Source organism: Exiguobacterium sp. s16, assembly GCF_018618115.1.
Taxonomy (GTDB): Bacteria; Bacillota; Bacilli; order Exiguobacteriales; family Exiguobacteriaceae; genus Exiguobacterium; species Exiguobacterium mexicanum_A.
In genome coordinates this window covers 1-19,281 of record NZ_JACSLM010000010.1, presented here as the reverse complement: position 1 = coordinate 19,281, position 19,281 = coordinate 1, and the positions used below count along the sequence as shown (strand labels likewise).

Genomic DNA, 19,281 nt, shown 5'->3' with positions numbered 1-19,281 from the left:
CACGATGGCCAAGATGAAGACGAACGAAGAACGGAAGGCCGAGCTCGAGGCCTTGACCGAACAGATGGGAAAACAGATCGACAGCTACTTCGAGAGTCCGGAAAAAATCCGGGAACATCTACAGTTCCTCGGCAAGTTTCATCAATACTCGATGCGGAACGCAATTTTGATCGAGTCCCAATTCCCCGGCGCGGTCGCGGTCGGCTCTTACCCGTTCTGGGAAAAGCAAGGCGCACAGGTCCAAAAAGGTGAGCGTGGCATCAAAGTATTTGTCCCGAACCCGGTGACGTATGTCTTGCACAAAGATGAATGGGTACCGCTCAGCAAGGCACCGAAGCCAATCAAGGACGGCGTGAAACAAGGACGCATCCCGTCACGCAAGATGATGTACTTCAAGATCGGTCACGTGTTCGAGTACACGCAGACCGACGCACGCGAGAAAGGAATCGAGGTCTCGGACATCTTCAAACGGTATCACCGGGACGGCGGGATGGAGAACGAACAAGACATCCGTGACGCCTTGACGACGCTCGCGGATGCCCGGAATGTGACACTATTGGATGAACCGCTCGACGAGATCGGAACGGCGAAGGGCTGTTACTATCCGGAGCTACATGCGATTGCCTTGAACCCGCGGAACTCATCTATCGAGGACATCAGCGTCCTGATTCACGAGCTTGCCCATGCGGAGCTACACAATCAGGAGCGGAATTTTGAACGCGATCAACCGCTCACGGCACCCGAGAAGGAGTTCCAAGCCGAGATGGTCGCCTATGTCGTCTCACATCAACTCGGGTTCTCGACGGACGACTTCTCGCTCTCCTATCTGGCCGGTTGGACGAAAGACAAGGAACTCCTCGACAAGGAAAAATTGTTGCAGGAGGTCCACCAGACGTCCGCAGGCTTCCTCGAACATATCGAGACACACTTAGAAAAGGTGAACACCTTGCAACAGGAGAAAGAGCAGAGCCCTCTTGATTACCTTGAACAGCTGGAGCGGCCAATGGGATGGAAAGACGCTGACCTCAGTCTTTATGAACGGGTGCATGCCGTACAAAGTGTGTTCCCCGAGGAGGTGGAGCCCTATCTGAACGCAAAAGCGGCCCTCGAGACGAACCTGAAGGTGGATCGCGTCGATGAGCCGCTCATGTATATTCATGGTATGGGTCTCGGGTTTCAGCAGTTCGGCATCGCCAATAATCATGACTTCAGTGAAGATCAGCTTGTGGCTTATACAATCGCATTACCGAATCAACCATTGGTCAGTGGTCACTTCGTCCCGGAAAGTGCCGTACATCCTTTACACCATCTTGAAAAAACCAATCGTTTGGAGAGACCGGTCCTGAAATCGCTTGAAAATCACTGGCATGACGTGTTGTTAGATGAAGAACAAAAGTCCCTTTCAAGAATTTCATTGTTTAACATCGAAAGACTCTGGTGACATTCGTGGGTATGATGATTTAAAAAATCATACCCTTTTCAATTTCAGAGCGCTGCCATTGCTTTTACCTCATACATTTTGTGTAAGCATATGAGCAGCTGTTTCACGCATATCTTGTAGGTCAGATATCTCTGCGAATTCAGCTACAGTTATTGCGCTGGTTGTTAACAACTCAATTATATGCTCATCCATTCTTGGCCATGTTCTTCCGCCTGCATTGTCGTAAGCATCGAGTAACTTTGTCAAACCATCCTTACCAAACAGTAATAGATGTGATAGAAAATCCACAGATGTGTCCGCAATACTAATTTCTGTCCAATCTATCAAACCAGAGACCTCAAAATTCTTATTTATTAATATGTGGCCAGGGTGTAAATCCCCGTGGCTTACACCTACATGCGATGGCCATAGGGAATCATTCGCCAACCATTCTTGCCAACGCTCCCATAGCTCTGAATTCACATGATACTTCTGTCTCACCTTCTCCATCCGTATCTTCATTGAACTGTTTAAATCTCTAGCATATAGAGTTTTGATACCGATTTCTTTGAAGTGTCGATGTGGTAATGTGTGTAGTTCTGCCAACACTTTACCTAATGACTGATAGTAAGATTGTGGTGTATTCTCTTTGTCAAAACTCCAGATGTAATCTTGTTGCTCTACATCAATTGTTGCAACCGGAACACCATCTAATTGCTTATACGCAATTAGTTCATCATCAAAAATTGACCAATTTGGAACTTGAAAACTCACATGTTCTTCCATAATTTCTAGTGCCCCCTTTTCTTTCAAGGCGCTCCTCATCGAATCTAATCTTCGAGGAATTCTTAGTATCCACTTGCTACCAAGCGTATCTTTTGCATAAGCAACTTGAAAATCAACACCCGATTCATTTACCACAATGCTATTCTCTAACACATCTAATCCTTTATTTTTTGCAAGCCGTTTAAATTCGTTCATGATTTGTTCCTCCAATTTTTATGTTGTGCGATAAGCAAGTGAAATGTATGCATTTTTAATACTTTTTCATTTCAATCTTTTCTAATTAGACTTAACTAAATGAAGTCATAAAAAAATCACAGACAAAATGGTGTCTGTGATCAAGAGTAAATGAGCTACAACCAAGAAGCGTCCATTATCAAAAATAAAAGGACACGACAAAAAGAGTTGTAAATCTGCTATGTTTGTAAGTGTGTGGTTTCTTCGTCAAAGATTGATAAAAATGTGCAGACTACTCCCATTTACTCTGTTTTATGAAAACAGAGCCTTTGAACATATTCAATTAGCCATTGTTCAAAGTGTGGTGGCGTAATCTCCCGGCGTGCATCATTCTTAACAATCCTCCTAGTGAATATTATGCTGTTGACTTTATATCAGTTTTTATTCAATGTCAATCGAGCTTTATATTTAGATAAAAATTATTTGCCGATTTGTCTTTATTAAAAAATACTGATTTGTAAGTTTTAAAAATACAATCATGAATAATTGATACTCGTTTTTAATCTTCCCAAAGCTCATCCATCAACTCATCGATATCACTCGATAATCGTTTGCGTTCCTTGGCGTCCACTTCAACTTTCCCATCTTCATAAAACCAAAGCACGTCACCAGGTTGAACCGTGTCTGGAAGTCGTGACTTTGGAATATCCTCCATCACTTCTCCGAATTCGACGACAGCCAAGTCCCCTTCAAATCGATCGATGATACCTCTCCGTCGCTTCATCTTGATTTCTTTACGGCATAACTTGAACCGTTCCCTGTAATGATGATCGTGCCATTCTTATCTGTGCGAAGCGTGTTCGTTTTTTGACGCTTCAAGTTCGTCACCACTTCGGAAGTCGGATGGCCGTAGCTGTTCTTCCCGACACTGATGATAGCATGCTTCGGTTTGACCGTGTTCAGGAACGTACTGCTTGTCGACGTCTTGGCACCGTGATGTCCCACCTTTAAGACATCTGCACGGAGCGTCTGCTTCTTCGCCATCATGTCCTTCTCAGAAACGTGTTCCGCGTCTCCCGTGAACAAGAACGTGTTCTTCTTGTACGTTACATGAAGGACTGCACTCCAGTTGTTCAAGTCACTGTTCGAGTAGGATTTGACCGGACCCACAAACTTCGCACTGACGCCTTTGATCGGTAGCTTCACGCCGGCCTGTGCCGTTTTGATGGTCTTCCCTTCCCGTTTGACGGCTTGCAGAAAATCTTTGTAAGCCTGGGTCGTGTGCTTCACTTTCGGCGCGTAGACGTTCTCGACACGATAGGCATCTAGGATTTCGTCTAATCCACCAATATGATCCGCATCCGGATGCGTCGAGATCAATACCTCGATATCGTCAACTTTTTGCTTTTTGAGGTAGGCGACGATGGCATCGCCCTTTCCTTTGTTACCCCCGTCGATGATGACGTCCTCACCGCTCGGCATCTTGATGTAGATGGCGTCTCCCTGTCCGACATCGATGTAATGGACTTTAATGCTCGTAGCGGCTGATGCTTCCCCGTATGGTGACACCAATAGCGCTCCACTAAATAGAACGGCACTCCCAATCTTGATCAATTTATTCATCTTCTATCACTCCACTTTAAAATTATTGTAAAATTATCCAACACACCTTTATTATAATCCGCTATTTGTTAAATAGCTTCTAATTCCTGCGGTTGACCACATACATAAATAGGTAAGGTGTGATGATAGGAGGAGTGAGAGAAATGGATTTACGAAAACCAATCGCAATAAACAAGACGTATAAACCGGTCCTGATTTTTAAAGACGGGGTAGAAGTAAAGGAGTGTGTCTCCATTCAGGAAGCTGCACACTATCTGAAGGGATACACGTTATGTACCGCCATGCCGTATCGCCACATTATGAATGGCATTATCCTTGATGAGACCTGGATCCATGAGGGAAGCAGCTATCGGTTCACCACTGATCCTGATGTGAAAAAGGCAAAGCTGGCAGAGATGGAGGCTCAGAACAAAGTCCGTTTTTAAGGAAGGACAGAATTACGAAATCGAACAAGTCTCATGTGCGGCACCTTACATACGCTGTACACGACTTCGTCACTGTTTGTTAAAACCCTACGAGGTACACTTGAACTAAAAAGGGGTTCTCCTCATGCGACTTCAAGAATGGATCCAGCAATATCACGGTACAGAGTTACTGCGCTTTGATCACCTCTGCGAGTACTTAGATGCGACACCGTTTGAAATCAAACACCACCTTGATGGAATCAGTCCTGAGATAACCGGCGTACTGAAGTCAGAAGAGGGTATTGGTGACGACGCGTTCATCACGAAGCTGGAACATCATTTGCTGAATCGATTCAACAAACGAAGAAAAAAAGTGAAAGTCACGATTGAGGTCGAACTGCCATTACCGGAAGAAGCCTACAACTTTTGTCAGCGCGAACGATTTAGAATGATCGAACGCGTCACTCAACATATGGACGAACAAAACGTGAAGGATTGGCGCATCGTAAACATGCGGAGGATATAATTGAACATAGATCGTATTGACTCATCTACATATATACATGCTATAAGGAGAACAAAATGAAATTTACCTACTTAGCCTTGCCTTTGGCCATCCTGCTGATGGCCGGTTGTACCAGTGAAAACACCCCTTCTACAAATGAGAAAGCAGAGGAGCCTGCTACTCAAACAGAAGAAGTCGTCGAGACGACCGAAACGAGCACAGACGACGCAAATACGGAGACGACTGCAGAAGAACCTGCAACAGCCGAAGAAACGGTCACAAATTCGGATAACAATCAATTCTCCGGCTATAAACTGATCAATGTTGATGGTGGGGACTTGTCCGGGTACCGTGAGGCGAACGTCGTCGTCGATATCGGATATGGAGATCGCGAGTATTGGGCGTTCACGAACGAACATGGTCAATTGATTCGTGTCATCGCCGATCAGATCATCTTGCAGGATGATGATTCGGAGGATGTGACCTCGGATGGCCGTTACTATCATGACGAGGCGAAGGTCTCAGGCGTCGAAAACAGTGATCTCGATGAAGGCCACGTCATCGCTGACTCGCTCGGGGGCGTCTCGAACGCCTACAACATCACACCACAAGATAGCACGCTCAACCGCTACGGGGACCAGGCCTATATGGAGGACGTCATCCGTATGGCCGGCGGCGCGACCGACTTCGAGGCGATCATTACCTATCCGGATACGAAAACTTATATTCCGTCACACTACCAATACACCTATACGGTCAAAGGAAATGTCGTCACCGATTCCTTCGACAACGTTAACCCGGATGAAGTGAATGCAGCACTCGGCCTAACAGAAGGTGAACCGGAACCCGCAGCTGCACCTGAGGCCACAGGCGATGTCTCGAGCGTAGATACGAATGGCAACGGTCAGGTGACGATCCAGGAAGCGAAAGACGCCGGTTTCACGATGCCGATCATGAGCGACCATTGGCTCTACCCCTATATGCGTGATAACGATAATGACGGAATGGTAGGGGAATAAAAATAGAATCATTTTAATACAAGGAAAATTGCAAATAGGAAGGCAGCATTTTTTTCAAGTGCTGCCTTCCTATTTTTTCAGCTATTTTGTTGAATCAGACGATGACTAAGGACTGTTTCGACAAGTACCACCGTCTCAAATGTTGCACAATAGTCAACTTCCTCGAAGTCTGTATGCTCGTCACGGTAACCGATGGATAGATTCACAGACGGAATACCGAATTCCGCAAATACTTTTGCATCACTTGATCCCCCGTTGCGCGTCGCCTTCCAGTCGTTCATTCCGACCAATCGCCCCGCTCTTTCGAACAGTTCTCCATAAGACGCTTCACAAAAATCGAACATGCCTCGACATCCGGTGACAATGTCGCGTGTGCCCCGACGGTCCAACACGATGGTTGCATCCACGTCATGGATAAATTCTTGATCGATGCCACGCGCACCACATAACCCTGTCTCTTTATAATGGACCCAAGATTTCAGACACGAAAAAGGAGATGTTAAGGTAGGTATATGAAACGAAAAAGATATACACCCGAATTCAAAACTCAAGTTGTGTTGGAAATCTTGAAGGAAGAAAAAACAATGAGCCAGATTGCTTCCGAACATGGCATCCATGTGAACCAGCTGCATAAGTGGAAAACACATTTCCTGTCAGAGATGCCACAAGTGTTCAAGAAACAGAACAAGGACCAAGAGAAGATGAGAGCCGACTATGAAGAGAAACTGGAAAATCTCTATGCAGAAGTCGGAAAGTTAACCACGCAGCTGTCGTGGATCAAAAAAAATCTGGCATCTACCACGATTAGACAGGAACGGGTAGAGATGATGGAATGGGGAAACAGTAAACTTCCTGTTTCCCAACAGGCCGATCTGCTTGGGCTCAATCGTTCCAGCCTTTATTACAGGCCGGTTGCCCCTTCGCCTGAAGAGGTTGCCATCAAGCATAGGATTGATGAGATCTACACCAAATATCCGTTCTACGGGTCACGCAGGATTGCCGAAGTATTGAAAAATGAAGAGGTGAATATCAACCGCAAGAGGGTCCAGCGTCACATGCGCGAGATGGGCATACAGGCTCTCTATCCAGGCCCCAATCTGAGTAAACGCAACCTGCAGCATCGCATTTATCCATACCTACTGAAAGGGGTGAACATTACCCGTCCCAACCAGGCTTGGGGCATTGATATCACGTATATCCGCCTGCAGGATAGCTGGATGTATTTGGCAGCCATCATCGATTGGCACTTCCGGTATATCATCAGCTGGGAACTGGACCAGACACTGGAAATAGGTTTTGTCCTGGATGCCGTCCGGCGGGCTTTCACGATCGGGCAGCCGGACATCTTCAACAGTGACCAGGGTAGCCACTTCACCAGTTCCAAATATATCCACCTCCTGAAGGAACAGCCTGCCGTCCAAATCAGCATGGACAGCAAGGGTCGGGCACTGGATAACATCATGATCGAACGTTTCTGGCGGAGCCTCAAGTACGAAGAGGTCTATCTGAAGGACTACGGGACACCAAGAGAAGCGAGACAGAACATCCGTGACTACATGGAATTCTATAACTGGGAACGTCCCCACCAGTCATTGGGTTATAGGACACCGGCATCCATCTATTTTCAGTAGGTTACTGTCCTTGCCATCTCGGAGCAATTATCTTTCCCATCCCAGGACCTGTCAAGGGAAAATACGCCCTTGACAGAACCTGGCATAGGAAAGGCTGGGTCTGCAAGATGGGACAAGGACAAGAAGAATGACTGTTTTCACCTTATTATTATAAAATTAGTGTTTTGACAATGGGATCCACTTTAGAACGCTTTATCAAAGTCAGGAAATTCAACTGTTCTTTCTGAAATGTGACGTTTGAAAGTCTGACGACCTCTTTTCTCATGATGACTGTTAGGTTTTCTTTTCCCTTTCATCGGAAGTGAGTGAACAGGAAGAATATCTTCTCTGAACATTCTGTACAGAATTTTAACAGAACAGCTGATAGATTCTTCATTTCTGCCTATGATGGTGTCAGGTGTCCAGCCGTCGGCTATCCTTTTTTGAATATAACTGATCTGATGCTTAGGAAGGACGATTCTACGTCTTCTGCAAAGAGATTTTCTTTTCTTATCGTTCTGATAGAATTCCAGTACAGATATACCTGCTTTGAGTGCATTAATTACATTATAGACGATCTCTCTTTAACGCTTAATTCTCCGGCAGATCTCACTGACCGAAATTTTCTGGTGGTAATATAATTCTATGGACGCAAGTTCATCCGTGGTAAGGTGTGTATAGGCCATTTGTGCTAACTCCTTAATGTTTTCTTTGGTCGGAAATACATATTAAGTTTAGCACAGAAGGCTTTTTTAGTTGTCTAGCTTAATTTTACAATCTGCGTACATTTAAATTTTTTAAAGCACACCGTAGGTGGCTAACTTGATTATAGAATTTCCCTAAATTTTTTAATAGAATATAATCGGAAATTCAGCTAAAAATTTGGAACTTTAAAATTGATACTTATAAACTTATTTCTCGTTAAAAAGGTAAAAAATATAAATATATTTAATTATGGAGAGGAAGTTTGGGATGAAAAATATCATCATCAAAGGTGCACGACAAAATAATTTAAAAAATGTTTCGTTAAGTCTTCCAAAGCATCAATTGACCGTTTTTACAGGAAAATCAGGATCTGGAAAATCTTCATTAGTATTTAGTACGATTGCAGCTGAATCTGAGCGTCTACTCAATGAAACTTATTCTACATATATACAGAATCAATTAACTCATTATGAGAAACCTGATGTAGATTCCATTCAAAATCTTCCTGTTTCAATGGTCATTGGTCAGAAAAGACTTGGTGGTAACTCGCGCTCTACAGTAGGTACAATTTCCGACATTTATTCTGCTGTTCGTCTACTATGGTCTCGTATTGGTCAACCATTTGTCGGATATTCAAATGAATTTTCATTCAATAATTCGGCAGGAATGTGTGAGAGATGCCAAGGCTTAGGATATGTCGAGGAAATTGATATCGATGAATTGCTGGATTATGACAAATCTTTAAACGAACATGGAATTAATTTTCCTACATTCGGACCAGATCACTGGCGTGGTAAAAGCTATACGCATTCGGGTCTATTTGATAATGATAAGAAGCTGAAAGAGTATTCGAAGGAAGAGATGCATCAATTACTTTATTTAGAGCCGACCAAACTGACCAATCCTCCTGAAGAATGGCCCCGTACTGCAAAATATGAAGGGGTCGTCTATCGATTCAGGCGACTGTTTATTATTAATGATGGCTATGAAAAAAGCAGGTGGCCGGATGAATATGAGCGTGTTGTAACGACAATGGTTTGTCCTAACTGTCACGGAAAACGTTTAAATCAACGTATTTTAAGCTGCAAAATTAACGGTGCAGATATTGCTGATTTTACAAATCAAAGTATCGTAGAAAATATCCTGTTTTTAGACTATCTTACTGATAAAACAGCTGCATATATTGTAAAGCCGCTTAAACAGCAACTTCAATCTCTAGTTGATATTGGACTTGGTTATTTGACACTTGGTCGAGAAACACCTACATTATCAGGTGGTGAATCTCAGCGTATTAAGCTTATTCGTCATTTAAGTAGCCCACTGACCGATCTCGTATACATTATCGATGAACCGAGTGTTGGACTGCATCCTGAAGATATTGAAAATATCAATCGCATAATTATGTCTATTCGGGATAAAGGAAATACAGTTATTGTGGTTGAACACGATCCTGATATTATTAAGATTGCAGATCACATTGTTGACGTAGGACCAGGTGCCGGTAAAAATGGGGGTAGAATTACATTTGAAGGAACATACGATCAACTTCTCGACTCCCACACTGCGACTGGACAAGAACTCAAAGAAAAACATCAACTAAAAGTTCCAAGGTCATCTCAAGAAATGATTCATATCGGTCCAGTTACAAAAAATAACGTCAAAAATGTTGAAGTGTATCTCCCTAAAAATGCTATTTCTGTTATTACAGGGGTTGCTGGTTCTGGGAAGAGTACGCTCATAAAAACTGGGTTTAAACAGATTAAAAATGTTATATTCATCGATCAAAAAGCTATTAATGTTTCAAATCGTTCAAATATATTAACTTATACCAATACATTTGATGAATTACGAGCATTTTTCAGTAAGGAGACAGGGCTAAAGAAAAGTATGTTCAGCTATAATTCTGAAGGTGCTTGTCCAAACTGTAAAGGAAAAGGAATTCTTAAAACAGAACTTGCGTTTATGCCTGATTTTTCACAAGTTTGTGAAGTATGTCATGGAACACGTTATAGACAGGAAGTTCTAGATGCTAAAGTAGATGGTTACTCTATTGCAGATGTCTTACAATTAACGGTGGAAGAAGGAATAAATTACTTCAATACACATCATAAAATTCTGGAGATATTAAAATCCCTCGCTGCCACTGGTCTAGGCTATATGACACTTGGACAATCATTGGACACACTTTCAGGTGGAGAAATTCAACGTGTAAAGCTCAGTGAGTATTTAATCAATCAAGTGACTGACCACATCTTTATTTTTGATGAACCAACAACAGGGTTACATGAAAGGGATATCCATGTGCTGATCGAATTATTTAATCAATTAGTGGATGAAGGTAATACCGTCGTTCTAATCGAGCATAACTTGTCAATGATGACAGAATCAGACTGGTTAATTGATATGGGACCAGCTGCTGGTCAACAAGGAGGAAGATTATTATACAGTGGTTACCCAGAAGGTGTCCTTAGCATACAAGATAGCGTAACTGGGAAACATTTATCTAATTACATTCAAAAATAAGAGGAGTGTATTTAGTGGTGAAAAAAGTAAGATATTTTTAGTGATGGTAAAGTAAAAGCAAGTATATGTAATAAGAAGATATACTAAGCTGATACTTCATTTGGGCAATATGAGCCCCTATCCTTAATAAAGATAGTGAATTAATAGGTATTCACATAGCTGATAAATCTTTCGATAATTAAGAAGTAAAATTAAATAAATAGTTTGTTGAATATTTAATCTTGTGTAAAGGTAATAATATATGTATAAAGGTTTTATCATTTAAAATTAGGGGTATTAATAATGTGTTATACAGATATTATATAATAAAGGAGTAATGTGTATGAAGGCTGTAACATTTCAAGGTAAAAAGAAAATGAAAGTAAAAAAAGTTGCAGATCCAAAGATTATTGAACCAACTGACGCAATTATTAAGATTACTGCTTCAGGTATTTGTGGATCAGATTTACATTTATATCATCAAGGCGATATGTTTATGGATAAAGATTTTGTTATCGGACATGAACCAATGGGGATTGTTGAAGAAGTTGGTAAAGAAGTTAAGAATCTAAAAAAAGGTGATCGTGTCGTTATTCCTTTTAATATTGGTTGTGGCGATTGTTTTTACTGTAATAACCAAATGGAATCACAATGTGATCAATCTAATGAAGAACCTGCAAACTGGAAGATGGATAACGGTGCGTTATTTGGATTTGGAAAAATGCATGGGAATTTTTGGGGTGGTCAAGCTGAATATTTAAGAGTTCCATATGCTGATTTTTCTTCTTTTGTTGTGCCAGATAGTGATTTAAAAGATGAACAAGTATTATTTTTATCTGATGTAGTACCTACAGCTTATTGGAGTGTCGAACATGCAGGTGTGAAGGCTGGGGATACTGTTATTGTATTAGGATGTGGTCCTATAGGTTTAATGGCACAAAAATTTGCGAAACTAAAAGGTGCCGAACGTGTTATAGCAATCGATAATGTCGAACATAGACTAGAGCATGCTAAAAAATACAATGGTGTTGAAGTTTATAATTTCGATAAAGAAAAAGAAATTGGTAAGTTATTGAAAGAAAAAACTAGTGGTGGTGCTGATGTAGTTATTGACTGTGTTGGTTTTGATGGCGCACAATCAAGTCCAGAACCAAAACTTTCAAAAACATCTCAACAAAGAGGAACAATTAGTCCGATTATTACAGCCGCTGAATCAGTCCGTAAATTTGGTACAATTCAACTGACTGGAATTTATGGTACACCAGCTGATAACTTTCCACTTGATTTAATATTTAATAGAAATGTTCGTTTAACAACTGGTCAGGCACCAGTTATTCATTTAATGCCTAAATTATATGAAATGATTAAAGATGAAGTATTTGATCCTACTGAAATTATCACACATACTTTTCCTTTAGAAAAAGCCGATGAGGCTTATAAAGTATTTGATGAAAAACGAGATAATAATATTAAAGTCGTATTTAAACCGGAGTAATTATTCATAAAATTAAACGTTTAAGTAGTTTGATATAACTGAACAATATATTTTTAATGTGTATATATTAAAGGTAAAATAGAATTATAGTTCTCACATATGGATGAAATTTCTAATTTGAGGAGGAGATAGAAAAATGGTTAATGTAGCGCTATTGGTTCGACTTGAAGCAAAACCTGGAAAAGAAGCGGAAGTTGAAAGCTTCCTACGTGGGGCCCTACCTGTGGTTCAGGAGGAGTCAGAAACGATTGCATGGTTTGCAATCCGACTTGGACCTACGACATTCGGAATCTTTGACGCATTCCCGGACGACACAGGTCGTCAAGCACACCTTTCTGGTCAAGTGGCTGCGGCATTGATGGAGAAAGCTCCTGAACTTTTCGTAGAGCCACCAGTGATTGAAAATATTGATGTCCTTGCTTCCAAGCTTCCTAAATAAAGTCATATTATCGTTGCCATCTCGGAGCAATTATCTTTCCCATCCCAGGCCCTGTCAAGGGAAAATACGCCCTTGACAGAACCTGGCATAGGAAAGGCTGGGTCTGCAAGATGGGACAAGGACAAGAAGAATGACTGTTTTCACCTTATTATTATAAAATTAGTGTCTTGACAATGGGGTCCACTTTAGTCACCACTCTGTGTCGTGCTGACGATTTTCTTAAGAGTGAAGTCTAATCTTTAGAAATATAGGTGCAATCTTTCATTTAATACAACAACAATTGCAAAAGGTGTATTCTCAATGTTAAAGAGAGTACACCTTTTCATTAGAAGCGTCTAAATCTTGAATTTATTTACACTAGATTCATTTGTATATTTTCCGGACTTTGCATTCATACGAACGTGTTCAATCAATGCCTGCATGATTTGATCTTCTTTGATATCAAAACCCTTGTGAAATGGCACCCGCTCTTCTTCAAATAAGAACGCATCAACCAAATAAAGGACACGTGGTTTTTTTCGTGGGGCACTGTTCTTAAGACACCTTTCCCAAACCAGCTGTTCAAATTCTTTTGAATAACGTCTATGCGCGACCGCGTTCCGCACCATCCTACGACTGATCTCAAAATCGCCTTCCCACAGCCAGCGGCCGGCCACTTGATGCCACATTTCAATCCGCCCCTGCTCTTTGATTGCTTCCACGTCGATTTCGACGTGATATGGGGCCACGTCCTCACTCTTGACGACCTCCCGAGCATCTCCTGTCACCGACTTTGGATACATCTCCCATCCTTCAGGCATCCGTTTTTTGATGAACTGCTCGAGAGCCTCCTCGCTGATTCGATAGCCTTTTTTACGGGACTCGAGCGGTTCCGCCTGTATCACGCCTTTTCGTACCCAGTTCCGGACGGTTTCCTTGTGGGTCGTGAGCTTGGTCTTCGATAGAATCTCAAATGCTTCATCAATTGTATACATGACGGACCTCCTTTTAACACAATGATGTTCTCATTAAATAATACCATGTTCATTGTATTAAAAGCGAGAGAAATCCTTCATAAAACGAATACACTCGATTCATAGGTAGATGATCACTCCATAACCCTATGTTATCTATCTATCGATGTAGTCGATTGAAGATTTGGCCATCCTAATTTAAATACCACTTCCAGCGAACCCAAACAATGTTAGATTCCTCTACACTCAAGAATTTTGAAAACTCTTCTTTGACCATAAACAAAAAATTACAATCATTTTCAAGGTTCCCTATGATACAGCCTGCTACAAATTGATGACAGTTATCATCAAGAAGATTGTATTTTCTTCTTTCTGACAGATTTTTAAACGCTTCTTTTGCTATGTTTTCATCTCCTAATGGCCACATTGCATGCTTCATTACTGGAATAAAAATGTCTTTATCTGTACTAAGGATGTTACCAGTGAATTCTTTCAGACTAACTTTTTTAATTTCTCCTTTTCGATTTAAGTCGATAACATTTTTATTTCCTATGTATACACCCGAATGTTCTGCTGTACCTAATTGGCAATAAATCAATGCACCAATAGCAGGCTCTTGCATAAAATTGTATGATTTATTCAAAAGTGAGGAATGCCTATGAATTGAAGTTTTTTCTCGTGCCCATAACATGGGAGTAACGATATTTTTTAGTACTTTTTTGTTAGATGGCGTGACTTTAATTTTGTCTAAAAATCTATTTTTCAACTGTATATCTCCAATCTTTTTTTCTTTGTATCAAATATCATTCAAAAATTAAGATGTCGAATTCTTTACAAAATAAAAGTATAAAGATAAAAAACTAAGATTAATTAACAGGAAAAATTATACTATATTTTTATCGTATTACCTATGAATAAAATTGTAAGGGGATTATTATCATTTGTTAATTTGGTAGATGAATGACTTTATTCTCCGATACTGGTATAGCCAACAGATGATTCGCCACCATTTCACGTTTTGTGAAGTTGTTCGTAATAGATATTCGTTTTGCCTCTTTCATGTCGAGAGACAGGAGTGTCCTGCTTAAACACTTTTGGAATAGTGGGTAAAACGAGTATGTATACGTTTCGACATCGAAATATATACATGCTCGTTTAAGATGGTCTGATTCATTCTTTCATGGCCTGTTCGATTAAAAAGATTGATATCTTTCACGTTTAAAAATCTAGACATCTTGACCATTGATCAAGAGGTGTCAGGACATCAGTTGTTTCATGACCATGCTTATGATGGAACCAAACCGATCTCGGTCAACAACCGGAAGCCTAGGATACGAGCAGACAGATAAGCGATCAGTGCGTCCTCCGCACTGAATAGACGGTCTCTCGATTCGTCTTGGTTCACCTCATGTTTCGACATGTTGTACAAACGTACGAATACAAGTAGGCTCTGAATCGTCTTTTCATCTATCGTTCGTAGCTTGGCGATTTGATGGACCGCTTTTCCTAAGGTGGACTGGGAGTGTCGAAGCGACCCGAGCTTTTGCGATCGCATCAAATATTGACGTGTCACGGCCTCCAGGTGCATGCCTGCATATTGAACGATGTATCGCGCCCCATGCGCTACGTCCCGCTCTAGTTCGCTCGCCGCATACTGCAACGGCCTATATAAAGTTCGTTCCATTCCGCCGGGAAACGGATTTTGTATCGGGTTTTTAGGAAGCTGGTATCCGCCGATCCCTCCGATTTCCGCGTCCGTCTCCCATAACTGTGCTACGAATTCCGCTTGCCCGTGCATAGGGCATTTAGCCGCAAAGTCATCGACAGCGGTCTGTTGCCCATGGTTCAAAAGTTGTTCATATAGCCAACGTGTGTCCGGTAAGGCATGTTTCATCTGGCCTCTCCGCCTTCTCTGATTTGATGGTCTTTCGCTTACTCATGTACGCGGATCGTATCAATAGTCCAATGAAAAATGTACCGGTTCGTCCACTGACACTATTGACGGATTGACGTTCGAGTAGACGCGGGGCCGCCTACCTTCGATGGTAATCCTCGTGATGGCACCGCGTTCGACAAATAAATGCAATGAGCTCACTTCAGACACAATTGATTTGAATACAAGGACCGCTATGAGGTGTAGTCTGATACATTCCAGGGTGACATGCTGATCAAGCAAATCCGGGATTAACCGATTGGACACCTCATAGTCGGATGGATTCCCGTAAATGAGTGTTTCCGAATGATCCATTCTGACATGTCTTGGAACTTCTTTGTTGAATAGATAGTGATCGATTCTCAGCTTAGCGATTTCATCGGGTTTAATACCATTGACTGTCATTTCACTAAACATATGACTGCCATGTCTGTCTTCACTCGAGACCAGCTTGAGGTTGATTGTTTTTTCACCCCCGACCACTTCCACATTCACCTCGGCCACGCGGACATATTCAGCCGTATCTTCAATCGCGAAAGGTTGCTCAGTTTTCCACATCTGCTTGAGCACCTCCTCGACCCCTCTCGAGTTGTCTTCGGCCTTCAAGATCAAGCTGTATGCCTTGTCAGAACTGTTGTAGCGATAGGAGAAGTAACGTGCGCTCGAACTTCCCAATAGAAACCAGTCTCCAGAATTGTCGATCACCCGTTGTCCACCGTCAAAGAGTGGTGACAAATTCGACTCGGCCTGTCTCGTCTTTACATTCTTGATGATGACAGGTGGACCGGAGAGCGTGCTGTTTAAGACAGGATGTTGATTCTCGAATTCTTTCGAGAGAGCCCGGCTGACGTAAGCATAGAGCGTGTAGATATCAATCTCCCCGCTCAGGTTCGTCGCCCCACCTTCTAGGCCACGGATCAAATGATCTGTGAAGGCTCCATGCCCGTTTCGATCCCAAGCCAACTGATTTTCCGTGCACGCTGCGATGACGAACTTACCGGACCCTTTAATTTCAAGCCCTCTCTCCATCAGATTGTCGATTGATCGCATGAGCGCACCGCTATGACACGTATCAAAAAAGCTCAAGACTGTGCGGGCCTTTGTTTGATCGATATGGTCTCTGACATCGGACATGTTGATGCTGGTGTCACCTATAGCATGAATACCTGCATCATATGGAATGAAATACGCATTGGTTTGACTGAACCCCCCGTGGCCTGCCCAGTAGAGAAATAAGACATCATTTGGAGACGCATCTCCAAAAAAACTATGTAATGCATGGTCTAACATTGACTTGGTGGTCAAATTCCCATATAAAATCTGGACGTCAGATTTACCGAATACGGCGGGCTCTTCTGTCAATAATCGATTGATTTCTCTTACGTCGTTTAACGTATTCGGAAGAGCAGATATCTCATGGTCACGTTGCTCATTGACTGCAATTAATAGAGCTTTGTACAATGTAAATCCCTACCTTCTCATCATTTACATATATTGTATTATACAATGTACACATGCTCCAAACTTGAATAGAAAATCAATCACTCGATTCAGAAGACATGTCGACGCAGACTCTTTCATTCTCAATCCTTATTCTAAGAGCCATTGATAAACAGCTGATTTGAAAAGTAAAGTGCCTCTAGGTAAAAACAAAAAACCATTCGACTGAATGGTTTCCCTCGCTTGTCGATCGACAAGCCCACGTTCTTGCTTTTAGTGTTGTTCTTACGCTCCGTGCCTCCCGTCAGAAAGGGCCAGGAACATAGAGATGCGGCGGTGAACCAGCAGCTCTTGTTATCGGGCCGTCAGGGAGGCAGCGGTGCGATGAGCGACTTCGCCACAAGGCGTTAGACGCTCACGCATGAGCCCGGATCACCATTCCTTCTCCCATGCCCCGTCTTCAAACACGCCCCAATCCTCAAAGCGATACTTGATGAGCCAATGGACATGCATCACTTCATATTCGAATATATCCTTCGATAGCTCTGAGACGACGAAACTGACGTCTCCATCCGCCACCACCCATGTTCCATATTGATATACGCTCTTGATCGGACGCTCTTCCGCATCCAGATAGATCACTACGCGAAAGTAAGGCGAGTTCCGTCCCTCATCGAACCGGACGACCTTCTCGACGCAATGTTCCCTGTCGACGACACGCATCCACTCGGGATGTTCCATCAGTTCCGAGAAGACCGTCCGGACGAACGGATCCAACCCTTCGAACGCATAGTCATCAAGCAGTCCCTCGTTCATCACGTCTCCCCCCCTTCTGGTCCTCTCTAAAACGACTCCCCCTCCAGAGCCAGTTCAGTCCTTGTTCATGAACCTACAGAAATGAAGACTTTTTAAAACTGTATACACATATACATGTATACACGTATACAAATCTACATGTATACATGTATACAACCATTCCTTTTTCTTATGTACGACGATTCCGTCGAATCATATTGGTATTGAAAAAGACGGTGAGGTGGGTCAAGCGCTCTCCTTCCTTCACATCACAAAGAAGATCCATGCTCACAAGTTTTAAGTCGTCAAAATCTTCTTGAAGCCGGTCAGGAAGGCGTCGAAGCAATACCTCCGTCATCTCGTCCATCGTCTGTTGATCTAGTTGGTAGCTGTCCATCTGAATCATCCTCTCCTGTTGTTAGCCTCATGATACCTCGCATCCAAGCAGGCAACATCTCAGGATATTTCACGTAAGCTCTGGTGTTGTTTCAAACAAGCCCTAGGGCTTGTTTCGAAAACATGGTCATTTTCAATAAACAAACCGTGTTTTCACTTCTACTATTTCATCAAACAATCTTCTTACGAGACAGACCAAAATAACGTCCAACCTTCACACACGAACCATCTCGTTTTCGTCATGCGAAAACGGACCTTTTCCCGGATCCCGCTCTATGGATCCAGGCGAGAGCAACGCGAGTCGCCCGTCTCTTCAAAGAAAAACGTATGTTTTTCGTCCTTGCCCTTACCGGACGGACCGGGACCGGTCCCCCGGCCCCACTCCATTCCATTCAACCCATGTAACCTCGCTGTTTCATACTGACGTATGACTCGTCCGCACCGAGGATGAGATGGTCGAGCACGGGGATGCCGATGAGGTCGCCTGCTTCATGTAAGCGCTCGGAGACGAGGATGTCCTCCCGGCTCGGGGTCGGGTCCCCGCTCGGATGTTGGTGACAGACGATGAGGCATGAGGCATTGTTCAAGATGGCGCATTTGAAGACTTCCCGTGGGTGGACGACGCTCGAGTTGACGCTCCCGACATGCGCCCGGTGGACGCCGATGACCCGGTTTTTAGTATTCAACATGATGACGAGGAACACTTCACGGTCGTCGTCCCCGATGAACGATGACCCGATTTGTCTGGCACTGTCCGGCGAGTGGATGATGGCATGCTCGAGGGCGACCATTTCCTCGCGAACCTCTTGTTTGATACGGATGACCTCGATGATGGCGGATAGTTCCATGATGGTTTGTCCCCTTTCGGATAAGCTGTCCTCAGAACGAACACCGTTGTGCGTCCTGTTGACGGAAACGCAGCGAGCGTCGGGAGACGGTGCAAGGGCGACCGCAGGGAGAGCCTCAAAAAAATGCGTAGAGCGCACATAGGTCCAGGCTTCCGTAGCCAACGAGCGAAAAGCCTCGCTTTGAGCCTAAAGCGAAGGAAGACGGGCCGGAGGGCGCGTCATTTTTTTGACGTC

At 42.9% G+C, this 19,281-nt stretch carries 19 protein-coding genes and 1 pseudogene; 8 read left to right on the top strand and 12 right to left on the bottom strand.

Annotated elements, in window-relative coordinates:
• Positions 1-4 precede the first annotated feature (4 nt).
• Positions 5-1,441 (top strand): ArdC-like ssDNA-binding domain-containing protein, encoded by a 1,437-nt coding sequence (locus KNP86_RS13555; protein WP_214754916.1) that lies wholly within the window; start codon positions 5-7, stop codon positions 1,439-1,441.
• A gap of 69 nt (positions 1,442-1,510) precedes the next feature.
• On the opposite strand, the gene mphN is transcribed toward KNP86_RS13555, so the two are convergent.
• The 3 genes from mphN to KNP86_RS13540 form a co-directional block, all read right to left on the bottom strand.
• Positions 1,511-2,401: a macrolide 2'-phosphotransferase MphN gene (gene mphN, locus KNP86_RS13550; protein ID WP_131472585.1), complete on the bottom strand. Its 891-nt coding sequence runs from the start codon at positions 2,399-2,401 to the stop codon at positions 1,511-1,513.
• A gap of 538 nt (positions 2,402-2,939) precedes the next feature.
• On the bottom strand, positions 2,940-3,164 hold the full coding sequence (locus KNP86_RS13545; protein ID WP_024127775.1) for a DUF3006 domain-containing protein: 225 nt from the start codon (positions 3,162-3,164) through the stop codon (positions 2,940-2,942).
• A complete protein-coding gene (locus KNP86_RS13540; protein WP_131472583.1) occupies positions 3,161-4,003 on the bottom strand; it encodes a ComEC/Rec2 family competence protein in 843 nt (280 codons plus the stop codon). Before KNP86_RS13540 ends, KNP86_RS13545 begins: the two co-directional genes overlap by 4 nt.
• 143 nt (positions 4,004-4,146) lie before the next feature.
• Between KNP86_RS13540 and KNP86_RS13535 the strand changes: the two genes are divergently transcribed.
• The 3 genes from KNP86_RS13535 to KNP86_RS13525 all read left to right on the top strand — a co-directional run bounded on the left by KNP86_RS13535 (position 4,147) and on the right by KNP86_RS13525 (position 5,931).
• Entirely contained in the window at positions 4,147-4,428 is a 282-nt protein-coding gene (locus tag KNP86_RS13535; RefSeq protein ID WP_029596479.1) for a hypothetical protein, read from the top strand.
• A 124-nt stretch (positions 4,429-4,552) separates the two neighbouring features.
• Positions 4,553-4,933, top strand: a complete 381-nt coding sequence (locus KNP86_RS13530) for a hypothetical protein (protein WP_029596478.1) — start codon at positions 4,553-4,555, stop codon at positions 4,931-4,933.
• 56 nt (positions 4,934-4,989) lie between these two features.
• The gene (locus KNP86_RS13525; RefSeq protein WP_114167509.1) at positions 4,990-5,931 is read left to right on the top strand and encodes a DNA/RNA non-specific endonuclease; all 942 of its coding nucleotides are present in this window, start codon (positions 4,990-4,992) and stop codon (positions 5,929-5,931) included.
• Positions 5,932-6,008: 77 nt separating this feature from the next.
• On the opposite strand, the gene KNP86_RS13520 is transcribed toward KNP86_RS13525, so the two are convergent.
• Complete coding sequence (locus tag KNP86_RS13520) at positions 6,009-6,548, bottom strand: hypothetical protein (protein WP_251130531.1); 540 nt, start codon at positions 6,546-6,548, stop codon at positions 6,009-6,011.
• Here KNP86_RS13520 and KNP86_RS13515 point away from each other — a divergent pair.
• Entirely contained in the window at positions 6,444-7,562 is a 1,119-nt protein-coding gene (locus tag KNP86_RS13515) for an IS3 family transposase (RefSeq protein WP_214754915.1), read from the top strand. The genes KNP86_RS13520 and KNP86_RS13515 overlap by 105 nt on opposite strands.
• 185 nt (positions 7,563-7,747) lie before the next feature.
• Here KNP86_RS13515 and KNP86_RS15840 read toward each other — a convergent pair.
• A pseudogene (locus tag KNP86_RS15840) lies at positions 7,748-8,227 on the bottom strand (IS30 family transposase); the annotation flags it as partial.
• Positions 8,228-8,513: 286 nt separating this feature from the next.
• Between KNP86_RS15840 and KNP86_RS13510 the strand changes: the two are divergent.
• From KNP86_RS13510 to KNP86_RS13500, 3 genes are all read left to right on the top strand, one after another.
• A complete protein-coding gene (locus KNP86_RS13510) occupies positions 8,514-10,769 on the top strand; it encodes an ATP-binding cassette domain-containing protein (RefSeq protein WP_131472579.1) in 2,256 nt (751 codons plus the stop codon).
• Positions 10,770-11,091: 322 nt separating this feature from the next.
• Positions 11,092-12,243 carry an alcohol dehydrogenase catalytic domain-containing protein gene (locus tag KNP86_RS13505; RefSeq protein ID WP_131472577.1) on the top strand — a complete coding sequence of 384 codons (1,152 nt, stop codon included), beginning with the start codon at positions 11,092-11,094 and terminating at the stop codon, positions 12,241-12,243.
• Between the two features lie 136 nt (positions 12,244-12,379).
• A complete protein-coding gene (locus tag KNP86_RS13500; protein ID WP_012655943.1) occupies positions 12,380-12,682 on the top strand; it encodes a putative quinol monooxygenase in 303 nt (100 codons plus the stop codon).
• Between the two features lie 335 nt (positions 12,683-13,017).
• Here the strand turns inward: KNP86_RS13500 and KNP86_RS13495 are convergent, their stop codons facing one another.
• From KNP86_RS13495 to KNP86_RS13465, 7 genes are all read right to left on the bottom strand, one after another.
• Positions 13,018-13,656 (bottom strand): helix-turn-helix domain-containing protein, encoded by a 639-nt coding sequence (locus tag KNP86_RS13495; RefSeq protein ID WP_131472576.1) that lies wholly within the window; start codon positions 13,654-13,656, stop codon positions 13,018-13,020.
• A gap of 172 nt (positions 13,657-13,828) precedes the next feature.
• On the bottom strand, positions 13,829-14,401 hold the full coding sequence (locus KNP86_RS13490; RefSeq protein ID WP_131472574.1) for a lecithin retinol acyltransferase family protein: 573 nt from the start codon (positions 14,399-14,401) through the stop codon (positions 13,829-13,831).
• 519 nt (positions 14,402-14,920) lie between these two features.
• On the bottom strand, positions 14,921-15,529 hold the full coding sequence (locus KNP86_RS13485) for a hypothetical protein (RefSeq protein ID WP_114167312.1): 609 nt from the start codon (positions 15,527-15,529) through the stop codon (positions 14,921-14,923).
• A gap of 60 nt (positions 15,530-15,589) precedes the next feature.
• Positions 15,590-17,029, bottom strand: a complete 1,440-nt coding sequence (locus KNP86_RS13480; RefSeq protein WP_114167311.1) for a caspase family protein — start codon at positions 17,027-17,029, stop codon at positions 15,590-15,592.
• Between the two features lie 411 nt (positions 17,030-17,440).
• The gene (locus KNP86_RS13475; RefSeq protein WP_214754913.1) at positions 17,441-17,824 is read right to left on the bottom strand and encodes a hypothetical protein; all 384 of its coding nucleotides are present in this window, start codon (positions 17,822-17,824) and stop codon (positions 17,441-17,443) included.
• 169 nt (positions 17,825-17,993) lie between these two features.
• Positions 17,994-18,200: a hypothetical protein gene (locus KNP86_RS13470; RefSeq protein ID WP_029596469.1), complete on the bottom strand. Its 207-nt coding sequence runs from the start codon at positions 18,198-18,200 to the stop codon at positions 17,994-17,996.
• 391 nt (positions 18,201-18,591) lie between these two features.
• Positions 18,592-19,047, bottom strand: coding sequence for a JAB domain-containing protein (locus KNP86_RS13465; RefSeq protein WP_034799670.1), 456 nt, complete (start codon positions 19,045-19,047; stop codon positions 18,592-18,594).
• Between the last annotated feature and the right edge of the window lie 234 nt (positions 19,048-19,281).